The sequence below is a fragment of the Thiohalophilus sp. genome (genome assembly GCF_034522235.1).
Classification (GTDB): Bacteria; Pseudomonadota; Gammaproteobacteria; order UBA6429; family Thiohalophilaceae; genus Thiohalophilus.
The window spans coordinates 1,436,737-1,456,305 of record NZ_JAXHLN010000003.1; the positions used below are offsets into that span (position 1 = coordinate 1,436,737).

The 19,569-nt window shown below is 60.3% G+C and carries 17 protein-coding genes and 1 pseudogene; 12 read left to right on the plus strand and 6 right to left on the minus strand.

The window, feature by feature from the left end; translation table 11 throughout:
* Nucleotides 1-103: 103 nt before the first annotated feature.
* The 8 genes and pseudogenes from U5J94_RS09965 to U5J94_RS10005 all read left to right on the plus strand — a co-directional run bounded on the left by U5J94_RS09965 (nt 104) and on the right by U5J94_RS10005 (nt 7,061).
* Nucleotides 104-625 carry a Na+/H+ antiporter subunit E gene (locus tag U5J94_RS09965; protein WP_322565493.1) on the plus strand — a complete coding sequence of 174 codons (522 nt, stop codon included), beginning with the start codon at nt 104-106 and terminating at the stop codon, nt 623-625.
* A complete protein-coding gene (locus tag U5J94_RS09970) occupies nt 622-903 on the plus strand; it encodes a monovalent cation/H+ antiporter complex subunit F (protein ID WP_322565494.1) in 282 nt (93 codons plus the stop codon). The genes U5J94_RS09965 and U5J94_RS09970 overlap by 4 nt, the downstream gene beginning before the upstream one ends.
* Nucleotides 890-1,186, plus strand: coding sequence for a monovalent cation/H(+) antiporter subunit G (mnhG, locus tag U5J94_RS09975; RefSeq protein WP_322565495.1), 297 nt, complete (start codon nt 890-892; stop codon nt 1,184-1,186). The genes U5J94_RS09970 and mnhG overlap by 14 nt, the downstream gene beginning before the upstream one ends.
* Nucleotides 1,183-2,144: pseudogene (mbhE, locus tag U5J94_RS09985) on the plus strand (hydrogen gas-evolving membrane-bound hydrogenase subunit E). Before mnhG ends, mbhE begins: the two are co-directional and overlap by 4 nt.
* Complete coding sequence (locus tag U5J94_RS09990; protein ID WP_322565498.1) at nt 2,141-2,449, plus strand: NADH-quinone oxidoreductase subunit K; 309 nt, start codon at nt 2,141-2,143, stop codon at nt 2,447-2,449. Before mbhE ends, U5J94_RS09990 begins: the two are co-directional and overlap by 4 nt.
* A gap of 6 nt (nt 2,450-2,455) precedes the next feature.
* Entirely contained in the window at nt 2,456-3,928 is a 1,473-nt protein-coding gene (locus U5J94_RS09995) for a complex I subunit 5 family protein (RefSeq protein WP_322565499.1), read from the plus strand.
* The gene (locus U5J94_RS10000; RefSeq protein WP_322565500.1) at nt 3,925-5,433 is read left to right on the plus strand and encodes a complex I subunit 5 family protein; all 1,509 of its coding nucleotides are present in this window, start codon (nt 3,925-3,927) and stop codon (nt 5,431-5,433) included. Before U5J94_RS09995 ends, U5J94_RS10000 begins: the two co-directional genes overlap by 4 nt.
* On the plus strand, nt 5,430-7,061 hold the full coding sequence (locus U5J94_RS10005) for a hypothetical protein (protein WP_322565501.1): 1,632 nt from the start codon (nt 5,430-5,432) through the stop codon (nt 7,059-7,061). Before U5J94_RS10000 ends, U5J94_RS10005 begins: the two co-directional genes overlap by 4 nt.
* A gap of 55 nt (nt 7,062-7,116) precedes the next feature.
* Here the strand turns inward: U5J94_RS10005 and U5J94_RS10010 are convergent, their stop codons facing one another.
* The 3 genes from U5J94_RS10010 to U5J94_RS10020 form a co-directional block, all read right to left on the minus strand.
* Nucleotides 7,117-7,503, minus strand: coding sequence for a DUF4168 domain-containing protein (locus U5J94_RS10010; RefSeq protein ID WP_322565502.1), 387 nt, complete (start codon nt 7,501-7,503; stop codon nt 7,117-7,119).
* A 265-nt stretch (nt 7,504-7,768) separates the two neighbouring features.
* Nucleotides 7,769-9,154, minus strand: coding sequence for a sigma-54 dependent transcriptional regulator (locus U5J94_RS10015; RefSeq protein ID WP_322565503.1), 1,386 nt, complete (start codon nt 9,152-9,154; stop codon nt 7,769-7,771).
* On the minus strand, nt 9,147-10,613 hold the full coding sequence (locus tag U5J94_RS10020; protein WP_322565504.1) for an ATP-binding protein: 1,467 nt from the start codon (nt 10,611-10,613) through the stop codon (nt 9,147-9,149). Before U5J94_RS10020 ends, U5J94_RS10015 begins: the two co-directional genes overlap by 8 nt.
* A gap of 302 nt (nt 10,614-10,915) precedes the next feature.
* Between U5J94_RS10020 and U5J94_RS10025 the strand changes: the two genes are divergently transcribed.
* Nucleotides 10,916-11,281, plus strand: coding sequence for a hypothetical protein (locus U5J94_RS10025; protein WP_322565505.1), 366 nt, complete (start codon nt 10,916-10,918; stop codon nt 11,279-11,281).
* 231 nt (nt 11,282-11,512) lie between these two features.
* Nucleotides 11,513-11,833, plus strand: a complete 321-nt coding sequence (locus U5J94_RS10030; protein WP_322565506.1) for a hypothetical protein — start codon at nt 11,513-11,515, stop codon at nt 11,831-11,833.
* A 121-nt stretch (nt 11,834-11,954) separates the two neighbouring features.
* Here the strand turns inward: U5J94_RS10030 and cysZ are convergent, their stop codons facing one another.
* From cysZ to queF, 3 genes are all read right to left on the minus strand, one after another.
* Nucleotides 11,955-12,689, minus strand: coding sequence for a sulfate transporter CysZ (cysZ, locus tag U5J94_RS10035; protein WP_322565507.1), 735 nt, complete (start codon nt 12,687-12,689; stop codon nt 11,955-11,957).
* 160 nt (nt 12,690-12,849) lie between these two features.
* On the minus strand, nt 12,850-14,160 hold the full coding sequence (locus U5J94_RS10040; protein WP_322565508.1) for an FGGY-family carbohydrate kinase: 1,311 nt from the start codon (nt 14,158-14,160) through the stop codon (nt 12,850-12,852).
* 36 nt (nt 14,161-14,196) lie between these two features.
* The gene (gene queF / locus U5J94_RS10045) at nt 14,197-14,586 is read right to left on the minus strand and encodes a preQ(1) synthase (protein WP_322565509.1); all 390 of its coding nucleotides are present in this window, start codon (nt 14,584-14,586) and stop codon (nt 14,197-14,199) included.
* 432 nt (nt 14,587-15,018) lie between these two features.
* Between queF and smc the strand changes: the two genes are divergently transcribed.
* Both smc and zipA read left to right on the plus strand, forming a co-directional pair.
* The gene (gene smc / locus U5J94_RS10050) at nt 15,019-18,534 is read left to right on the plus strand and encodes a chromosome segregation protein SMC (protein ID WP_322565510.1); all 3,516 of its coding nucleotides are present in this window, start codon (nt 15,019-15,021) and stop codon (nt 18,532-18,534) included.
* 209 nt (nt 18,535-18,743) lie between these two features.
* A complete protein-coding gene (gene zipA, locus U5J94_RS10055; RefSeq protein WP_322565511.1) occupies nt 18,744-19,538 on the plus strand; it encodes a cell division protein ZipA in 795 nt (264 codons plus the stop codon).
* Nucleotides 19,539-19,569 lie beyond the last annotated feature (31 nt).

Genomic DNA, 19,569 nt, shown 5'->3' on the forward strand with positions numbered 1-19,569 from the left:
TCGTCGGACAGGGTAAACGGTATCCGGGGCTGCATCCGATCGGGCTATTATGATAAAGCCGATCAGATAACGGCAAAGACACACCGACGAGGAAGTCCAATCGATGCAACAACAGACTGTGTATGCATCCCCCGGCGCGAGGGCGGTGGCATTTGTCAAACGTGCCTTGCTGTTTGCCCTGATCTGGTGGCTGCTGACGGAGGGCCGGGCCGATGCCTGGGGGATGGGCGCGTTGCTGGTGCTGGTCGGGGCCGCACTCAGTCTGTCACTGGCCCCGCCGGTGGGCTGGTCGCTATCGGGGTTACTGCGCTTCATGCCGTTTTTTGTCCGTTACTCCCTGGTTGGCGGCGTCGATGTGGCAAAACGGGCTTTCTCGCCCGCCATGCCGTTGCAACCGGCCATGATCGAATATCCTCTTGCGCTGACGTTACCCCAGTCGCGGTTGTTCATGGCCGGTGTGATCAGCCTGCTGCCGGGGACCCTGTGCGTTGAAGTGCAGGACGACAAACTGTGGGTACACGTTCTGGATCAACGCAATGATATTCAGGGCGAGCTGACAGTCCTGGAGCGCAAGGTCGCCAGGCTGTTTCGTCATGAACGCCAGCTCGACAGGACTCACACGTGACGGCCGTCTACCTGGTTGTCGCCCTGTTCCTGCTGGCCACCCTGGTGGCGGGACTGTGGCGGGTGTTGCGCGGACCGGGTGCGGCGGATCGCATGCTGGCGGCGCAGCTGTTCGGCACCACCGCGGTGGCCTGCCTGTTGCTGCTGGCCGAGGCGGACGGGGCACCCGCGCTGCGGGATGTGGCGCTGGTGTTCGCGTTGCTGGCCGTGGTGGCGGTGGTGACCTTCGTGCGCCGTAACTGGCGTATCGATGCGGAGCAGGATCATGACCTTGATTGATGTGACAACGCTGCTGTTGCTGATCGCCGGCGGCCTTTTTTTTCTGGCCGGGACCCTCGGACTGTTGCGCTTTCCCGATGTCTATACTCGCCTGCATGCCCTGACCAAGGCCGATAACGTCGGTCTGGGGCTGGTGGTCGCGGCCCTCATGCTGCAAGCGGACTCCTGGAGCGGCGCCGGCAAGTTGCTGCTGGTCTGGCTGCTGGTGCTGGTGGCCTCGACCGTGGCCTGCCATCTTATCGCGCGTACCGCGCGCCAGCGGGGGGTAAGACCATGGCAATGACGACGCTGCTGGCCTGGATGCTGGATGGGCTGTTAATGCTGGTGCTGCTGTGGCTGGCGTGGCGCGCCCTGGCCTGTGAGGGCCTGTTCAAGGCGGTGGTGCTGTTTATCGCTTTCGGGCTGGTGTTGTCGCTGGTCTGGGTGCGGCTGGATGCGCCGGACGTGGCCCTTGCCGAAGCCGCCATTGGCGCGGGGCTGACCGGCGCGCTGCTGCTCTCGGCCCTGGCGCGGCTGGATACCCTCGGTGCGAAGCAGGACGAGGACGGGTCAACGGAGGAGCCGTCATGACGTCGTACGGCCCATCACCGTTGTTACGAATCAGCGTCGCGCTGTTGTTGCTGGCCCTGTTCGCTGCCCTGGCCTGGGTGGTGCTGGGACTGCCGCCGGACAGTGCCGGTCTGCGCCCGGCGGTGACGGCGCAGATGGCGGCCAGCGGGGTGAACCATCCGGTGACGGCCGTGCTGCTGAACTTTCGGGGCTATGACACGCTGCTTGAGCTGGCCGTGCTGCTGCTGGCGGGGCTGGGCGTCTGGTCGCTGGCGCCGGCCGTGCCGCCAACCACGGAGGCGCCGGGTATGATGCTGGATAATCTGCCGCGGCGGCTGGTGCCCCTGATGGTGTTGGTGGCCGGCTACCTGTTGTGGCGCGGCGCAGACGGGCCCGGCGGAGCCTTTCAGGCCGGCGCAGTCCTGGGCGCCGCCGGGGTCCTGCTGTTGCTGGCGGGCTGGCGCCTGCCTGCGCGCTGGCAGGGTTGGCCGCTGCGCTTGCTGCTGGTCAGCGGCGTGGCGATGTTTGTGCTGGTCGGCCTGGCGGTCGTACCCTGGAGTGGGCTGCTGCTGGCCTACCCGCTGTCCGTCGCGGGCGCCCTGATCCTGCTGATCGAGGCGCTGGCCACCCTGGCCATCGGCACCACGCTGGTGGCGCTGTTTCTCGGCGGCGAACCGGGCGCGCCACAATGAGCGCGGCGCTGCTGTATGCCGTGACCGGCCTCGGGCTGTTCAGCCTGGGCTTCTATGCCCTGATCGTGCAGCCCCATCTGCTGCGCAAGATCCTGGCGCTGAACATCATGGGCAGCGGGGTATTCCTGGTATTGACCGCGCTGGCCCGCCGGGCGCCCGGGGGCATGCCCGACCCGGTGCCGCACGCCATGGTGATCACCGGCATCGTGGTGGCGGTGGCGGCTACCGCGCTGGCGCTGGTGCTGCTGCGCCGGGTGGTCGAAACCACCGGGCAGGCCCGCCTGCCGGATCCCGACAGCGAGTAACCGCGCATGGATGCGGCCCGTGTCAGTCTGTTGCCTGTGCTGCTGATTCTGCTGCCGCTGGCTGGTGCGCTGCTGAGTTTCGTGTTTCGCCGTCAGGCCGTCTGGCCGGGTATCGCCAGCGCCGCTGGCGTGTTTGTCATCGCCGTCGCGCTGGCGTTCAGTTTGACGCAGCCGCAACGCTATCCCGTCGGCGGCTGGGGCGCGCCGCTGGGGATCGATCTGGTGGTGGACGGGCTGAGCCTGATCATGTTGCTGATGAGCGCCACGGTCGGTCTGGGGATCAGCCTGTACGCCGGTTATTATTTTTATAGCAAGCCGCAAATTGCGCGCGCGTTCTGGCCGCTATGGCTGGGCCTGTGGACCGCGCTGAATGGGCTGTTCTTATCCGCGGACATTTTCAATTTGTATGTCACCCTGGAGTTGCTCGGCCTGTCGGCGGTGGCGCTGGCGGCACTGGGCGGGGGCGCCGCGGCCCTGAGCGGGGCGATGCGTTATCTGCTGGTCAGCCTGCTGGGATCGTTGCTCTATCTGCTGGGGGTGGCGCTGTTGTATCACGCTTATGGCAGCGTGGATATTGCGCTCCTCGGCGAACGGATAAGCGCACAGCCGGTGAGCCTGGCCGCGCTGGTGCTCATGACCAGCGGGCTGATACTCAAGACGGCACTGTTTCCGTTTCATTTCTGGTTGCCGCCGGCGCATGCCAGTGCCAGCTCGCCGGTCAGCGCGTTGTTGTCGGCGCTGGTGGTCAAGGCTTCTTTTTATATATTGCTTCGCCTGTGGCTGGAGATTTTCCAGCCGCTGGAGTTCGGCTGGGGGTTCACACAACTGCTCGGGCTGTTGGGCGGTGTCGCCGTGTTATGGGGTTCGCTGCAGGCGCTGCGCCAGACCCGCCTCAAATTATTGATCGCCTATTCGACGGTGGCACAGCTGGGGTATCTGTTTCTCGGCTTTCCGCTGGCGGCGGCGGTCGGTCCCGCGGCCTGGCAGGCGGTGATCTATCTGGCGCTGTCCCATGCTCTGGCCAAGGCGGCCATGTTCATGGCGGCCGGCAATATCCTGCAGTTTGGCGGTCATGATCGCATCGCCGATCTGGACCGGGTGGTGCAGCGTTTGCCGGTGAGTCTGGCGGCGTTTGCGATTGCCGGGATCAGTATCATGGGATTGCCACCGAGCGGCGGCTTTATCGGCAAGTGGCTGTTGCTGCAGGCGGCGATTGCAGCCGGCCAGTGGTGGTGGGTGGCGGTTATCCTGCTTGGTGGCATGCTGGCGGCGGCCTATCTGTTCAGGGTGGTCGGTTTCGCCTTTACCCGGGCGCCGGTATCCCACAAGGCGAATGCCGTGCCGGCAGGAATGGAGTGGATCGCGCTGCTGCTCGCGTTAGGAACGGTATTGCTGGGGTTGATGGTGAGCGGGCCGCTGGGCTGGCTGGCGATTGGCACGCCGCTGGGTCTGCCGCCGGTTACCGGAGCGGGATCATGACCCAATGGAATGACTGGATCCCGCTGTGGTTGCTGGGCAGCTCGCTGTTGCCGGGTCTGTTGATCTTTGCTTTGCCGGAACGCAGCGTACGCCTGCGCACGATTCTCAACCTGTCCGGTGCGGTGTTCAAGATCCTGCTGGTGGCCTGGATCCTGCGGCATGTCTATTTCGATTATGCCGAGAGTTTTGAAACCCGGTTGAGCCTGTTGCCCGGGCTTGATCTGGTATTGCGGGTCGGGCCGCTGGCCATGCTGTTTGTGACCCTGTCCAGCGTATTGTGGTTGTTAACCACGATCTATGCCATCGGCTACCTGGAAGGCGCGCCGCATCGCAGCCGCTTTTTTGGCTTCTTCAGCCTGTGCGTGACCGCCACCGTCGGGGTGGCCTTGGCCGGCAATCTGTTTACTTTCCTGCTGTTTTACGAGCTGCTGACCCTGTCCACTTATCCTCTGGTCGTGCACCGCGGCAGCGACAGGGCACGCCGTGCGGGACAAAGCTATCTGATCTACACCATCGTCGGTGGCGTGTTGTTGTTGCTGGGCACGGTCTGGTTATACACCCTGACCGGGAATCTGGAGTTCACCCCGCGTGGCTTCGTGGCCGATCTGGATGCAAGCCATCACCCGGCGCTGATACTGATTTTCATTCTGTTGATCGCCGGACTGGGGGTCAAGGCGGCACTGGTGCCGTTACATGGCTGGTTACCGCAGGCGATGGTGGCGCCGGCGCCGGTCAGCGCACTGTTGCATGCGGTGGCGGTGGTCAAGGCCGGGGCGTTCGGGATAGTGCGCGTGGTGTATGAAGTGTTCGGCGTGGAGTTTGCCGCCACGCTGGGGGTCACCGTGCCGCTGGCGATCGTTGCGGCGATCACCATTATCTATGGTTCCGTGCGAGCGTTGTTTCAGGACGATCTCAAACGGCGGCTGGCGTTTTCCACGGTGAGTCAGGTTTCCTACATTGTGATCGGGGTGGCGATTGCCGGACCGCTCGCCACCATCGGCGGCATGGTGCATCTGGTGCATCAGGGGCTGATGAAGATCACCCTGTTCTTCTGCGCCGGCAACCTGGCCGAAACCCTGGGCATTCACAAGATCAGCGAGATGTCGGGGGTGGGGCGGCGCATGCCCTGGACCATGGCGGCGTTTACCATCGGCGCCTTTGGCATGATCGGTTTGCCGCCGGTGGCCGGGTTTATTAGCAAATGGTATCTGAGTCTGGGTGCGCTGGAGAGCGGACATGACTGGGTCGTGGGGGTATTGGTGATCAGCAGCCTGCTCAATGCCGCCTATTTTCTGCCGGTGTTGTATACCGCCTGGTTCGGGCCGCCTCCCGAACAATGGCCGCAGGCGCGTGACTTTGGACGCCGTGAAACCGCCTGGGCATTGTTGCTCCCCGCGCTGGTGACGGCCGGCAGTGCGTTGCTGGTGGGGATACTGGCGGCCACGCCATTCAGTCCGCTGGCCTGGGCCACACTCATCGCCGAACGGGAGTTCTATCTGCCATGACCCTGTTACTTGATATGTTGATGGCGTTGGCATTGTTGTGGCCGATCGTGCTGGGACTGTTGCTGGTGTACCCGCCAACCTGTCAGCTGGCGCGTCGCCTGTTACCGCTGACCTTGTTGCCGGCCGTGTTGCTGGTACTGTTGCCGGGTGCCGGGAGCGTATTGCCTCTGCCCGGTGTGTTGCTGGACAGTGCACTTGCGCGTGACGCCACGGCGCGGCTGTTTTTATTTGTGATCGTATTGCTGTTGAGTCCGGTTATCCTGCAGGTGCCGGCGGCGCAAGGTTCGCATGACAGGCGCCTGTTATTTGAACTGCTATTGCTGCTGTTTATCACGGGGTTGCAGGTGCTGGTCTTGTCCGCCGGTGTATTGCTGTTTTTCACCGCGGCGACGGTGGCCGGTTATGCCCTCTACGGCATGCTGGTGTGTGGCGCGTCAACGGCCGGGCGACGGGCCGGGCATGTGCTGGTGGTGTTGCTGGTAATCAGTGATCTGGTGATCTTCGAGCTGTTGCTGCTGTTGGCGAAATTCGATGTCACTTTGGCATTTGTGCAACTGCGCCAGGCACTGGCCGGCATGCGCGAGCAGAGTACACTGATCATACTGATGCTGACGGGGATCGGCATCAAGGCGGGGGTGGTCGGTCTGCATTTCTGGCTCGCTCCTGTCTGGGTGACTGCAAGACCCTTGCTGCGACTGGCGGTACTGGCATTCATGTTGTGCGCCGGGTTGCTGGCGTGGTTGCGTCTGCTGCCGCTGGGGCAACTGCATTGGCCGGCTGCCGGGCAGCTCTTGCCGTGGCTGGTGCTGGTCATGATTGGCTATGCCCTTATCACGGGACTGATGCAATCGCGGCAGGCGGCACGCTGGGCCCATGTTGTGCTGTTGTGGATCGGCTTGTGGCTTGCCGTGCTGGCGATGCTGTTGACCCGGCCCGGCTCGATCGCGGCCTTCGCACCGGTCTGGCATTTTGTCCTGCTCGCTTGCGTGCCGGCGCTGGGAGCGCTGGCACTGATCGGCCAGTACCGCGCGCCGGCAACGCTAGCCGTCTTCGCCGTGGTGAACCTCGTCATGGCCGTGTTGATCCTGCTGGCGGTCGTTCCGGCGAACGGTGATCTATCCAGCGTTGCGCTTTACACTGGCGGGATGGCGGTGGTGATACTCGCCATGCAGGCGCTCACTGTGCAACGCTTGACGACCCGGGCAATGCCCCGCGGAACCGCGATCACGGTATGGCTACTGCTCAATGCGGCCGCGGTGAGCTGGCTTGCTGGTGGGCTGCGCCTTTCACTTGAAACAGTGTGGCCGGCGATCGGCTGGCTGTTCGGCGCGGCGTTGGCGGGATGGTTGATCGGCAGGTTGGGGCGTGGCCGGGCGAACCTGCCACCGGGTGACATTCTGGTGGTGATACGCCCTGTTCTGAATCGCCTCGTGCGAGGAGGGCACTGGTTGGGAGAGATTGTTTTACCACGCGGGCGCGGTATGTTGATGTTGCGAGTACAGCAGGGCTGGCAGCGACTGGGTCAATTGACGCTCTGGCAGACATTGGAGACCCGTCTTGCACGTTGGGAGACAGCCATACTGCTGCTGTTGATCATTGCGCTGGCGATAGCTTTGTTCAGCCGATAAAAAATGCCCCGCGGTGCGGGGCATTTTATCGTCTTCAGGTCAGTGGCGAGGAAAATTACTGATCGCCAAGTACCTTCTGCTGCAGTTCCGGGTTCTGCTGAACTGCCGCGAAGATCTGGTTGTACTCCTGAACAGACAGACCGGCGTCTTCGACAGCGCTGACCATATTCTTCTGGGCCTCTTGCTGCAGTTTCTGGGCCTTCTGCGGATCTTCAACATTTTCCAGCTTGCCGGCAAAGGATTCACGAATGCTGTTGACTTCGGCAAAAGCGTCCTTGAATTTATTCAGCGATGCGTCATCTACCTCGGCGGCCTGACCACCCTGTTGCTGCGGGGGCTGTCCTTGCTGCGCGCCGCCCTGGGCGTAGGCAGTGGTGCCGGCGCCGAAGGTCAGGCCCATCCCAAACAGTGCAACCAACAGTGATTTTTTGTTAATCCACATAATACAAACTCCTCGGTTTAATTGCTTACGCCCGAACAGGTTGCAAGCACTATGCCGGGTGATCGGGAACTTTTTGCAAAACCGCGTAAAGCTAAAAAAATTGAGGCACACCAGTTACCTGGCAGGAGTGTAAAGTTTGTCTTTACATTGGCATACGAGCCAGGGAATCAAAGCGGGCGTTAAGAAGATTAATTACCGCTAACGATGGCCGGTCTGGTGTGACGATTTGACACATGTGTCGAGGTGTCGAGCGCACAGGGTGGACTCAGTTCTCATCATTTTCACCAAGACGACGGTAAAGGGTGCGCCGACCGATGCCGAGGATTTCCGCGGCTCGTCGCTTGTTGCCGTCAACGTGCTTGATAACGTGTTCAATATAGCGACGCTCGAGTTCCTGTAGTGGCAACAGTTCCGTCTCATTGCCGGCCAGCATGTCGGGCAGTCGTGCGTCAATTTTGATCTCGGTACTTTTGAGCAGGCGGTCGGGCAGGTGTTCGGTATCGATCTGACTGGCATGACAAAACGTGACGGCCCACTCGATAATGTTGGACAGCTCACGCACATTCCCCGGAAACGGATAGGCCTTGAGTTGTTGCAGGGCGCGATCGGTAATGCCCTGAATGGGATGGTCGAAGCGGGCGCTGAACTCGTCGATAAAGCGGGCGGTCAGCAGCCCCAGATCCTCGCCGCGTTCGCGCAATGGCGGAACATGCAGGGTAAAGGTGTTCAACCGATAAAACAGATCCTCGCGGAAGTTACCTTCACTGACTTCACGTTCCAGATCGCTGTTGGTGGCGGCCAGAATCCGTACCTCGACATGCTCCTCACGATTGGCCCCGACCGGTCGCAGACGCTGTTCCTGCAAGACGCGCAATAACTTGGCCTGCATGCCGATCGGCAGCTCACCGATCTCATCCAGTAACAGGCTGCCGCCACTGGCTTCCAGAAACAGCCCGCGGCGTGCCTTTTGCGCGCCGGAGAAGGCGCCCGCGGCATGGCCGAACAGTTCACTTTCGAGCAGTTCGGCGGGAATCGCGGCGCAGTTGACGGCGATAAACGGGCCGTCGGCATACTCGCTTTCGGCGTGCAGGGCGCGTGCGACCAGCTCCTTGCCAACCCCGCTTTCACCTTCTATCAACACCGGGCCGGCGGCCCGGGCGATTTGCGTGATCTGGGTATACAGGCGTTGCATCGGGGCGCTGCGGCCGATGAGGCCATAAAAGTCACCGCTACCCAGCAGTTCGCGGTAGCGGGTCAACTCCAGACGCAGGCGGCGGGTTTCGTTGACCCGTTGCACGCTCATTATCAGATGTTGCAAATCCACCGGCTTGGTCAAAAAGTCGTCGGCGCCTTCCTTGAGCGCATCCACGGCCTGGGAGACAGTGCCAAAGCCGGTGATAATGATAAACCCCGGTGCCACCTGCAGCTGTCGGGTCTGCTGCAGCAAGGCCATGGCGTCGGCGCCGGGCAGGCGTAGATCACTGATAACCAGATCCACCGGCCTGTCCCTGAGCCATTGCCAGGCCTGCTCGGCATCGGGGGCCCCTGCTGTTTGATAGCCGGCATCCTGTAACTCCTCGATCAGTAATTTGCGCAACGAGGCATCATCTTCCACGACCAGGATGTCAGGCGAATTTGTCGTGTCAGTCATTGTCATCTCCGGTTTGTGGCCGGGGCAGCACAACGCGAAAACGGGCGCCCCCGAGCGGACTGGTCTCGATTTCGATCCGGCCGTCATGATCGCTGACCGCGGCATGGGCGACGGCCAGCCCCAGTCCCGTGCCTTCGTCGACACTCTTGGTGGTATAAAACGGCTCGAAGATACGTTCCCGATCCGCGTCGGCAATACCCGGACCGTCATCATCGATCATAAAGCCGACCTGTTCCTCATTGGCGAACCAGCCGATTTGTACGCGGTGTGTCGCGGATTGCACGGCATTGTGCAGCAGATTGGAGAGCGCCTGTTCCATCCGCAGGCGATCGATCATCAGTGTCGGCGCGGGTGCATGTTCGGTCATACTGACATCGATATGCCGGTAACGGGCGTCGCTGGCGACCTGGGTGAGGACGGACCGAATCACCCGATCGGCGCGTTCGGGCTGACACTGCAAGGGATTGCTGCGCCCGAAGTCCATCAGCTGGCGCACGATAAAGTTCATGCGTCGCACTTCATGACGAATCTCTTGCAGTGATTCGGTGACTGCCGGCTCCAGATCGGTGTGGCGCAGCGCACGCTGGGCCTTGCCGTCGACCACATTCAAAGGTGTGCCCAGTTCGTGGGCCACGCCGGCGGCCAGCTGGCCGATGGCCGCCATGCGCTCCGAGCGTTGCAGGCGGTCTTCGAGTATCGCCTGCTCCTGTTTCTGGCGTACCACCACCGCCTCCTGGCTGATCAGATTTTCCAGCATCCGGTTCAGGCCGACGGCCAGTTCCTGCAGCTCACGCGGACCGTCGGTGGGCACCCGTTGCTCTCGCTTGCCGGCGCCGATCTGGCCAATGGTTTTAAGCATGGCACTGATATGAGAACCGAAGGCCTTGTAATGGCCGTAATAGATCACCACGGTCAACAGCAGCGCGGTAATGATCAAAACGGCCAGACCCTGATAACGCAGGCGGGTAATATAGGATTCGAATTCGCTGGCCCGGCGGGTGACCTGCAACATGCCGGTGATCTGTCCGGCATCGTTGGACAAGGGTAAAAAATAGGAATAGACATCCTCGCCGCCGGTAACGCGGTTGTACTCTTCACGCCGATCGCCTTCGGTGACCATCTGCGCGACCCGGCCGCTGGTGGCGGCCGGCTTGGTCGGACCGCTGGTACCGAGGCGGTTGCCGTCGGCATCGTAGACATAGGCGCCATAAACGCGGCTGATGCGCAGGGTCGACTCCAGTGCCTGGACCAGCGCACCCTCCCGTCCCTGCTCTATGGCATAGATCAACGGCTGGCGAATCGCCCGGGCCACCAGCTCGATCTCTTCTTCCATGCGCTCCTGGGTCTGGGATTCGAGGACGCGAAAGGAATACCAGCCGGCGATGGCACTGAACGCCAGCAAGGGCAACAGGACAAACATCAGCAGGGCGGTACGCAGGTTATAACGTCGTGGCGACACAATGCCTCGCAAAGTTTTGAGTGAGTCGTTTTGGCACATGAGCGTCTTTCGGCGGGAAAAGCCCGCTTTCACCCTGCGCCTTCTCGCTGTTTGTCGCGGTCAGTTTATCATGTGCGGCATGCTGAACCGAGCTGGAATCCCGGCAAGTCGCGCGGCACGACATGATCAGTACGTTGATAATTAATAATCCGTCCACGTGGCGCGTACTGGCATGGGAATTGCCCCTCTATGGGTCACATTAATGAATGAGTCGTTTATTATAATTTTTAACGCAAAAATTTGCCGATTGGACCGGAGTTGAAATGAGAATTGGACAGATTATCGGGGTTTTAATGCTGGCCGCTGCTGGCGGGCAGGCTGTTGCCGATTGCCTGCAGGCGGTGGATCATGAAATCGTTTCGGATGAATCCAGTTATGGTCAAATCTGGGTGGAGTGGCAAGCACGGATTCGTAATCAATGCGAGGAAGTCTACTACACCATGGTGACGATTAACTTTAAGGATGCCGAGGGCGAGCAGATTCACAACTCTCTGACCAGTAAAATGATCAAGGAGGGCGAGACGGTGACAGTGAATAAACGCTCGTTGGTGGAAGAGGAAATTTACAAGAAAATTGAGGACACTGAGATCGTCCTGAAACCCGAGAAGTTGCCCAACGAGGTGAAGTAGTAAGTTGCCAAACAGGCCATTTTGTTTATGGGGACAAATAAATATTATTTATCAATCGTAATATTCGATTGTCACGAGTAAAAAATAAACGCGTGAAATGTGAATCGGATGAATATTCCTTACTCCACTATGGTCTAAATAATATGTTACCCAGCCAGTTTCGGATTGGTTGGATTGGAACTGACATTGAGATCAGCAGAATTATCACCGGGAGAGTAAAGGAGAAGACCGATGAGCAATATCAAGACTTTGATCGTTTTTGTTGCAACGGCATGGCTGGTTGCAGGCTGTGCCGGCGGAATGTCCTCTGAACAAAAACAACAGCAATATCAGCAAGAAATGTCCGCCGCCAAAGCCGCTTATGAGAGAGTTCGTGAAGTGGAATACGCCTGGCGGGATACGGAAGATCTGATGAAGGCTGCCGAAAAGGCCGCGGGTGAAGGTGAGCTGGGCAAGGCGATCGATCTGGCCGTGGAAGCCAGAAAACAGAGCGAGATCGCTTATAACCAGTACCAGGATCAAAAGGACGCCGGAGAACACGGCATCAGATAACTTGATACAAGCCGGACAATTGTCCGGCTTTTTTGATTAACCTGCCATGGTCGGGTAGCGGGTAAAGGTGTCGTTCGTTTCACCGAAAGCCCGATCCGGTCATCTACAAATAGTGTTGTTGCTATCCCGCCGGATGACGTTTGAATTGCTCGACCCGCAAAGCCGTCGCCCCGGCAACCGCAACCGGCATCACCAGAAAGTTTAATACCGGAATCAATGTGGCCAGCATCACCGCGCCACCGAAGCCCAGTGATAAAAAACGTTTTTGCCGGATTACCCGACGGATGTCCGGGAAACTCAATCCCTGATTGCCCAGCGGGTAGTCGAGGTACTCGATGCTCAGCATCCAGGCGCTGAAGATCACCCACAGCACCGGCGCAACCAGGTTGATTACCGGAATCAGGGTGATGATCAACAATACGATGGCGATGCCGGCGAAGAGCAGCATCTTTTTGACCTCACCGGTCAGGGCCTTGACAGTCTCCTCGAACACCCCTACCTCGCTGATGGGCGAATGTCCGGTCAGGTTTTTCTCCACCGCGGCGGATAAAAAACTGTTGAACGGCGAGCCGATCAGGTTGGCCAGCACGGTAAAACTGAAGAACACCGCGATGCCTGTGGTGATGGCAAAAATAAACCAGAGCAGGCTGTCCAGCCAGGCCAGCCAGTCAGGCAACGTCGGCATCAGCCACTCCAGCAGTATTTCGAATTGCGCGGCCAGCAGCCAGATCAAACCGGCAAAGATCAGAATGTTGATAATCAGGGGAAACACAACATGGCGTTTCACGCCGGGCTTGCCAATCAGGCTCAGGCCGCGCAGCAGATAACCGGCGCCGGTAAATGGATTACTGATCATAGTACCTCCTGACAGAGAAGAGCTTTACCACCAAGACACAAAGACACCAAGTAATTAAATTTCTTATACAGCCCCTACAGGGGCTTTCATCATACTACCCGCTTTGCGGGTAGTATTTGATTATTTTACTTGGTGTCTTAGTGTCTTAGTGTCTTGGTGGTTAGCACTGTTCTTCAGAATGTAGAGCGATGAGTGCGCTGCCGTAGGCCGCTTCGGTGTTGGGTGCGGTTTCCACCGGGATACCCAGCAGATTCTGGCGTATTTGTGTCCAGGCCTCGTTGACGCTGCCGCCGCCGGCGGTGAGGATGCGTTTGGGGAAGGGCGCGCCGAGTTCGGCGAGCCGCTCGTAGCCCTGTTTTTCGATGCGCGCGATACCTTCGAGCATGCCCTGAAAAAACGTGACATCGTCGTCGGGACGCGGTTCCAGTTGCGGGCTCAGGTGCGGGTCGTTGATGGGAAAGCGTTCCCCCTGAGCCGGCAGGGGATAGTAGTTGAGTTCGGTTGGCTGTTGCGGATCCAGTTGTGTCGTCATCGCCTGCAGTTGTACATCACTGAAATGGTGTTTCAATACCGCGCCGCCGCTGTTGGAGGCGCCGCCCACCAGCCACAAGTCGCCCAGCGGCTGACTGTAAACACCGTAGTCGGCCGAGAGAATGGGCGTGGGACCGAGGACTTTCAGCACCAGCGTGGAGCCCAGCACGGTTACCGCCTCGCCCGGCTTGCCGGCACCGGTCGCGATAAACGAGGCGGTGCTGTCGGTGGTGCCGCTGACGATCAATGTCTCCGCTGACAGATTGAAACGTTTGGCCATATGATCGCTGATCGGGCCGACCGGCGCGCCGGGCTGTTGCACCTTCGGCAACCAGGCGTTGTCCAGCGGCAGGGTATCCATCCAGCGTGGCCAGGTATGGTGCTCGGCATTGAAGCCGGTTTTGAGGCAGTTGTTGACATCACTGATGCCGTAACGATCGGTGAGTTTGCCGGCAATCCAGTCGGCCTGATGCAGACAGTGGGCAAGGGCGCTTTTATCGACGTGCATGCTCAGCCACAACAGCTTGACCAGCCCGGCGTTGGGGCTGAGCACCGGGTTATCCGGCGGCGCCATCGCCTTGAGGTGTTCGACGTAAACCGGATCGCGCTGATCGTTGTAGAGCAACGCCTCGCGTAACGGCTCGCCGGCGGCATTGGTCACCAGCACCGAACCCGAGGTGCCGTCCACGGCGATGCGTTTTACCCGGGTGGGATCGATCTGCTCAAACAGTTCATCCAGCACCCGTTCCACTGCCTGCCACCAGAGCAAAGGATCCTGAAACCGAGCACTGCCCTCGGCAATGGCAGGAGGCAGATCGGTGCTGGCCGTGTAGAGTATCGTGGCGTCCCGATTGATCGCCGTCGCCCGGCAACCGGACGTCCCCAGATCAATCCCTACATAGAGTGCAGTGTGACGGTTGTCGGAATGTGAAGAAGTCATACCTCGGACCTCGTTACTCGTCCCTCGGCACTGCCGTCAAGGTAACTTGACGGCCTCGGGTGCTTGCCAGTCGGGCTGGCGGTGTTCGGCGATGACGGAAGTATAGACACCGCCGCGCACATTGAATTTTGCAGTCAGGCGCATGAAGCGCGGCTCGGTCGCCCGGACCAGATCATCGAGAATGGTATTGGTGACTTTTTCGTGAAAGGCGCCTTCGTCGCGATAGGTCCAGACGTACATCTTCAACGACTTGAGCTCGACGCATTTGGCCTCGGGTACGTATTCCAGATAGAGCGTGGCGAAGTCCGGCTGGCCGGTCTTGGGACACAGACAGGTAAACTCCGGCACCTCGATGCGGATGGTATAATCCCGTTCCGGCATCGGATTGTCGAAGGTTTCGAGGGTTTTGCTGGGCTGGCTGGGCATGGCGCGAAACCATACCCCAACCTGCCCGCCCGGGCAAGCCCGCCCGGGCGGGAGGGCCAAGGTACGAGGGACGAGTAACGAGGAAGAGAAACATCGAGGGTTTGGTAGGAGCGGCTGCGCTGCGATAGATCTTTTGAGCCCGAGACGACCATCGCGCCAAAGGCGCTCCCACAATGTCTGATTTTGAGAGTTTTTCCTCGTTCCTCGTCCCTCGTCCCTCGTCCCTCGTCCCTCGTCCCTCGTCCCTCGTCCCTCGTCACTCGTACCTCGGGCCTGTTTCGCTAACGCATTGAAATCCTTTGCGCCCCTCTGCATCTCTGCATCTCTGCGGTGAAGTCATCTTCAGGCTCCGCACGGCGGGAAAATTTGGGCGCCGGTTTTGTGCGATTGTCAATCTTGCCTGTTTATATAAGGTTACTGTATCTTTCCCCGATGCGACTGACCAAACTCAAACTCTCCGGCTTCAAATCCTTCGTCGACCCGACTACCGTTCCGCTGCCCAGCTCGCTGGTCGGGGTGGTGGGGCCCAACGGTTGTGGTAAATCCAATATCATCGACGCGGTGCGCTGGGTGATGGGCGAGTCTTCCGCCAAGCATTTGCGCGGGGATTCCATGGCCGATGTCATTTTCAACGGCTCCACCTCGCGCAAGCCGGTCGGTCAGGCCACGGTGGAGCTGGTGTTCGACAACAGCGACGGCAGCCTGGGCGGGCAGTACGCCAATTACAGCGAAATCTCCATCAAGCGCACGGTCACCCGCGACGGGCAGTCCATTTACCATCTCAACGGTACCCGTTGCCGTCGCCGGGACATCACCGACATCTTTCTGGGTACCGGCCTGGGGCCGCGCAGTTACGCCATTATCGAACAGGGCACCATTTCGCGTATTATCGAGGCCAGGCCGGAAGAGCTGCGGGTCTTCCTGGAGGAGGCCGCCGGTATCTCCAAGTACAAGGAGCGCCGCCGCGAGACCGAAAACCGCATTCGCCACACCCGCGAGAACCTGGATCGACTCAACGATCTGCGCGAGGAGCTCGACAAACAGCTCTCCCGTCTGCAACGCCAGGCCAGGACCGCCGAGCGCTACAAGGTCTTGAAAGAGGAGGAGCGTTTGCTGCGCGCCCAGCTGCAAGCCCTGCGCTGGAAGGGCATCGATGAGCAGGCGACGCAGAGCGACAACAAAATCCGCGAACAGGAGACCGCGCTGGAAGGGGCGGTGGCCAAACAGCGGCATATCGAAACCGAGATCGAACAGCAACGCGGTCTGCATACCGAGGCCAGCGACAAGTTTAACGAGGTGCAGAGCCGTTTTTACAGCATCGGCGCCGACATCGCCCGGCTGGAGCAGTCTATCCAGCACGCCAGGGAGCGTCGCACCCAGCAGGACCAGGATCTGCAGCAGATCGAAAAAGACTGGAACGACGCCCAGATCCACGTCAATGCCGACAAGCAGCGCATTGAAGAACTGGAAGCCGGCTTAAAAGCGATCGAACCGGATCTGCAAAGCGCCGAGCAGCGCGAACAGAGCGCCAACGAAAGCCTGCAACGCGCCGAACAGGCGATGCAGGAGTGGCAACAGGCGTGGGACGACTTCAATCAGCAGTCCGCCGAGCCGGCGCGCCAGGCGGAGGTGGAACGCACCCGCATCCAGCATCTGGACCAGAAACTGACCCAGTTGCAGCAGCGGCTGGAAAAGGTCGAGCAGGATCTGCAACAGCAGTCTCCCGAACGGCTGCAGCAGGAAGTCGATCAGCTGCAACAGCAGCTGGAACAGACCGGCGAACAGGTCAGCCAGGCCCAGCAGGCGCTGACGGACAAACAGGAACAGATCACCACGCTGCGCGAGTCCAGTCATCAGGTAAATACCGATCTGGATCAGGCCCGCAGCCGCTTGCAGGATCTGCGCGGACGCAGCGCCTCGCTCGAGGCGCTGCAACAGGCGGCCCTGGGCAAGGACGAGGGCGCGGTGAATGACTGGCTGAGCGGCCAGCAACTCCAGGATGCGCCGCGCCTGGCCGAGGAGATGGAGGTGGATGCCGGCTGGGAGCGGGCCGTCGAGTGCGTACTGGGCGCGCACCTGGAGGCGGTCTGCGTGGCCGGCGTCGATCCGCTGGCTGACATGCTCGGTAGCCTCCAGGAAGGTACCCTGACCCTGTTCGATACTAACGTCTCCGGTCCGACCGGTGCCGCACAACACGGCACGCCGTTGCTGGACAAGGTCCGCGCGCCGTGGCAACTCGATGCCCTGCTGGGCGGCATCTATGCCGCCGAATCCCTGGCCGAAGCGCTGGCACTGCGCGAACAGCTGGCGGCACATGAATCGGTGGTGACCCGCGAGGGGATCTGGCTGGGTGCCAACTGGCTGCGGGTGGTCAAGGATCAGGCGCAGGATCAAAAAACCGGCATTCTCAAGCGCGAACAGGAACTCAAGACCCTGGACAGCCAGATCCAGGAGGAGAACGCCCGGGTCCAGGCGCTGCAGGAGCAGATGGAACAGGAGCGCGAACGCCTGCGCGAGCTGGAGCAGGAACGTGACGATGCCCAGGGGCAACTGAATCAGGCCAGCCGTCGCCAGGCAGAGCAACAAACGGATCTCAAGGCGCGCCAGAGTCAGATGGAACAGGTCCAGGCCCGCCAGCAGGCACTGCAAAATGAACAACAGGAGTTGCGCGCGGAACTGGAACGGGATCAACAGGAGCTGCAAGCCAGCCGCGGTCGCCTGCAGGAACATCTGGACACCATGTCCGGCCTGGAACAGCAACGTGAACAGCTCAACAGCCGGCGTGATGAACTGCGCCAGGCCCTGGAACAGGCCCGCGCCCAGGCCCGGCAGGTGCGCAGCGAAGCGCATGAGATCAAACTGCGGGCGGAAAAACAGCGCACCGAACTTAGCTCCACCCGCCAGGCGCTGGAGCGACTGGACAACCAACTGACCCAGCTTTCCGGGCGCCGTGACGAGTTGCAAAAGGCCCTGGGCGAAAGCGAGGCGCCGCTCAGGGAGATGGAGCAGGAGCTGGCGGACAAACTCGACAAGCGTGTGGCGGTGGAGACCGAACTGGGAGAAGCGCGCCAGGCGATGGAGGCGATCGAGCATCAACTGCGCGAGCTCGAAGAGCAGCGGGTCGCCGCCGAGCAGGCGGCGCAAACCCTGCGCGGCGAGCTGGAACAGATCCGCATCAGCCAACAGGAGTTCAAGGTTCGTCGTCAGACCCTGGAAGAGCAGATCAACGAATCGGGCTTTGCCCTGGCCCAGTTGCTCGAAGAGCTGCCGCAGGAGGCCGAAGTCAGCCAGTGGCAGGAGCATGTCGAACAGCTGGAGGCGAAGATCCAGCGTCTGGGTCCCATCAACCTGGCCGCCATCGAGGAGTTCGAGCAGCAGTCAGAGCGCAAGGCCTACCTGGATGCGCAAAACGAGGATCTGGTACAGGCGCTGAAGACCCTGGAAGAGGCGATCCACAAGATCGACAAGGAGACTCGCACCCGTTTCAAGGAGACCTACGACAAGGTCAACAGCGGGCTCAAGGATCTTTTCCCGCGCCTGTTCGGCGGCGGGCACGCCTATCTGGAGATGACCGGCGAGGATCTGCTGGAGACCGGCGTCACCGTCATGGCGCGTCCACCCGGCAAGCGCAACAGTACCATTCACCTGCTGTCCGGCGGCGAAAAGGCCCTGACCGCGGTGGCCCTGGTATTCGCCATCTTCGAGCTGAATCCCTCGCCGTTCTGCATGCTTGACGAGGTCGATGCGCCGCTGGATGATGCCAACGTCACCCGCTATTGTGATCTCTTGCAGCACATGTCGGACAGGACACAGTTTATTTTCATTACCCATAATAAAGTGACCATGGAAGTCGCCAACCACCTGAGCGGCGTCACCATGCACGAACCGGGTGTGTCGCGGATGGTCGCGGTGGACGTGGACGAGGCGGCCAAACTGGCTTCTGCCTGAAACGTCTCGGGTGGGATGGTTTGTCGGCTGGTTGAAAACAGAACCACCGATGACACCGAAAGCACTGAAAGAACCACTGCATGGGCGGTTTTATCGGTGTGCTCAGTGTTTTCGGTGGTTTATGCTTTATTCTGTCTCTGACGAGCTACTCCAGGGGACGGCATAGGCATGCGCTTCAACTTAAATTATGATGATAAGGTCGTGCTGATATGGATCCGCTGCGGCTGACCCTGCTTGCAATCGGTGTCGCGTTTATCGCGATTTTCTATCTGGTGATGCGTATCCGCTCCGGTCAGGGGCTGCACTGGCCCGGTTTTCTGCGTTTTTCCGCCCTGCGTTTACCCTCACTGCGGCGTCCCGCCGGTGAGGAAGAAAACGCTTTTCCCGAACAAAACTCACGCGACACCTGGTACGAGGATCTGGATGACGAGGATCTGCAGGCCCTGTCGCAAATGTCGTGGCACGCCCGGCGTGATGAGGACGTCGACATGGCCAACCTGGGTGGCCTGAGCGCGGTCGACGCCGATGACGAAGAGGCGGGCGAGTCGCTGGTGATCGTGCTCAACATCATGGCCAAATCCGGCCACTACTTCCCCGGCAACGACGTACTCGCGGCCCTGCGCGCCGACGAGCTGCAGCACGGCGAGATGCAGATTTTCCACCGCTATCCCGATGGCGCCGCAAATGGGCGACCCGTTTTCAGCCTGGCCAACACCGTGGAGCCCGGAACCTTCGATCTGAACACCCTCGATCAGCTCCAGACGCCCGGTCTGTCGCTGTTCATGCAATTGCCCGGGCCAATGGATTCACGCGAAGCCTTCGAGCTGATGCTCAAAACCGGCCGCAACCTGGCCGAACAGCTCGGCGGCGATCTGTGCGACGAGCGGCGCAACGTCCTCACCCTGCAAACCATCGGCCACCTCAAGGAACAGATCGAGTCCTTTTTATTCCGTCGCAAAATGGCCAGCATCCAGAAACAGCGGTCTGATAAGGTCCGCAAATAAGCCAAAAAGAAATCTTACCGCAGAGACGCAA

Coding starts and splice junctions, on each gene's coding strand:
- U5J94_RS09965 (WP_322565493.1), top strand. CDS start 104: ATGCAACAACAGACTGTGTATGCATCCCCCGGCGCGAGGGCGGTGGCA.
- mnhG (WP_322565495.1), top strand. CDS start 890: ATGACCTTGATTGATGTGACAACGCTGCTGTTGCTGATCGCCGGCGGC.
- U5J94_RS09990 (WP_322565498.1), top strand. CDS start 2,141: ATGAGCGCGGCGCTGCTGTATGCCGTGACCGGCCTCGGGCTGTTCAGC.
- U5J94_RS09995 (WP_322565499.1), top strand. CDS start 2,456: ATGGATGCGGCCCGTGTCAGTCTGTTGCCTGTGCTGCTGATTCTGCTG.
- U5J94_RS10000 (WP_322565500.1), top strand. CDS start 3,925: ATGACCCAATGGAATGACTGGATCCCGCTGTGGTTGCTGGGCAGCTCG.
- U5J94_RS10005 (WP_322565501.1), top strand. CDS start 5,430: ATGACCCTGTTACTTGATATGTTGATGGCGTTGGCATTGTTGTGGCCG.
- U5J94_RS10010 (WP_322565502.1), bottom strand. CDS start 7,503: ATGTGGATTAACAAAAAATCACTGTTGGTTGCACTGTTTGGGATGGGC.
- U5J94_RS10015 (WP_322565503.1), bottom strand. CDS start 9,154: ATGACTGACACGACAAATTCGCCTGACATCCTGGTCGTGGAAGATGAT.
- U5J94_RS10025 (WP_322565505.1), top strand. CDS start 10,916: ATGAGAATTGGACAGATTATCGGGGTTTTAATGCTGGCCGCTGCTGGC.
- U5J94_RS10030 (WP_322565506.1), top strand. CDS start 11,513: ATGAGCAATATCAAGACTTTGATCGTTTTTGTTGCAACGGCATGGCTG.
- cysZ (WP_322565507.1), bottom strand. CDS start 12,689: ATGATCAGTAATCCATTTACCGGCGCCGGTTATCTGCTGCGCGGCCTG.
- U5J94_RS10040 (WP_322565508.1), bottom strand. CDS start 14,160: ATGACTTCTTCACATTCCGACAACCGTCACACTGCACTCTATGTAGGG.
- queF (WP_322565509.1), bottom strand. CDS start 14,586: ATGCCCAGCCAGCCCAGCAAAACCCTCGAAACCTTCGACAATCCGATG.
- smc (WP_322565510.1), top strand. CDS start 15,019: ATGCGACTGACCAAACTCAAACTCTCCGGCTTCAAATCCTTCGTCGAC.
- zipA (WP_322565511.1), top strand. CDS start 18,744: ATGGATCCGCTGCGGCTGACCCTGCTTGCAATCGGTGTCGCGTTTATC.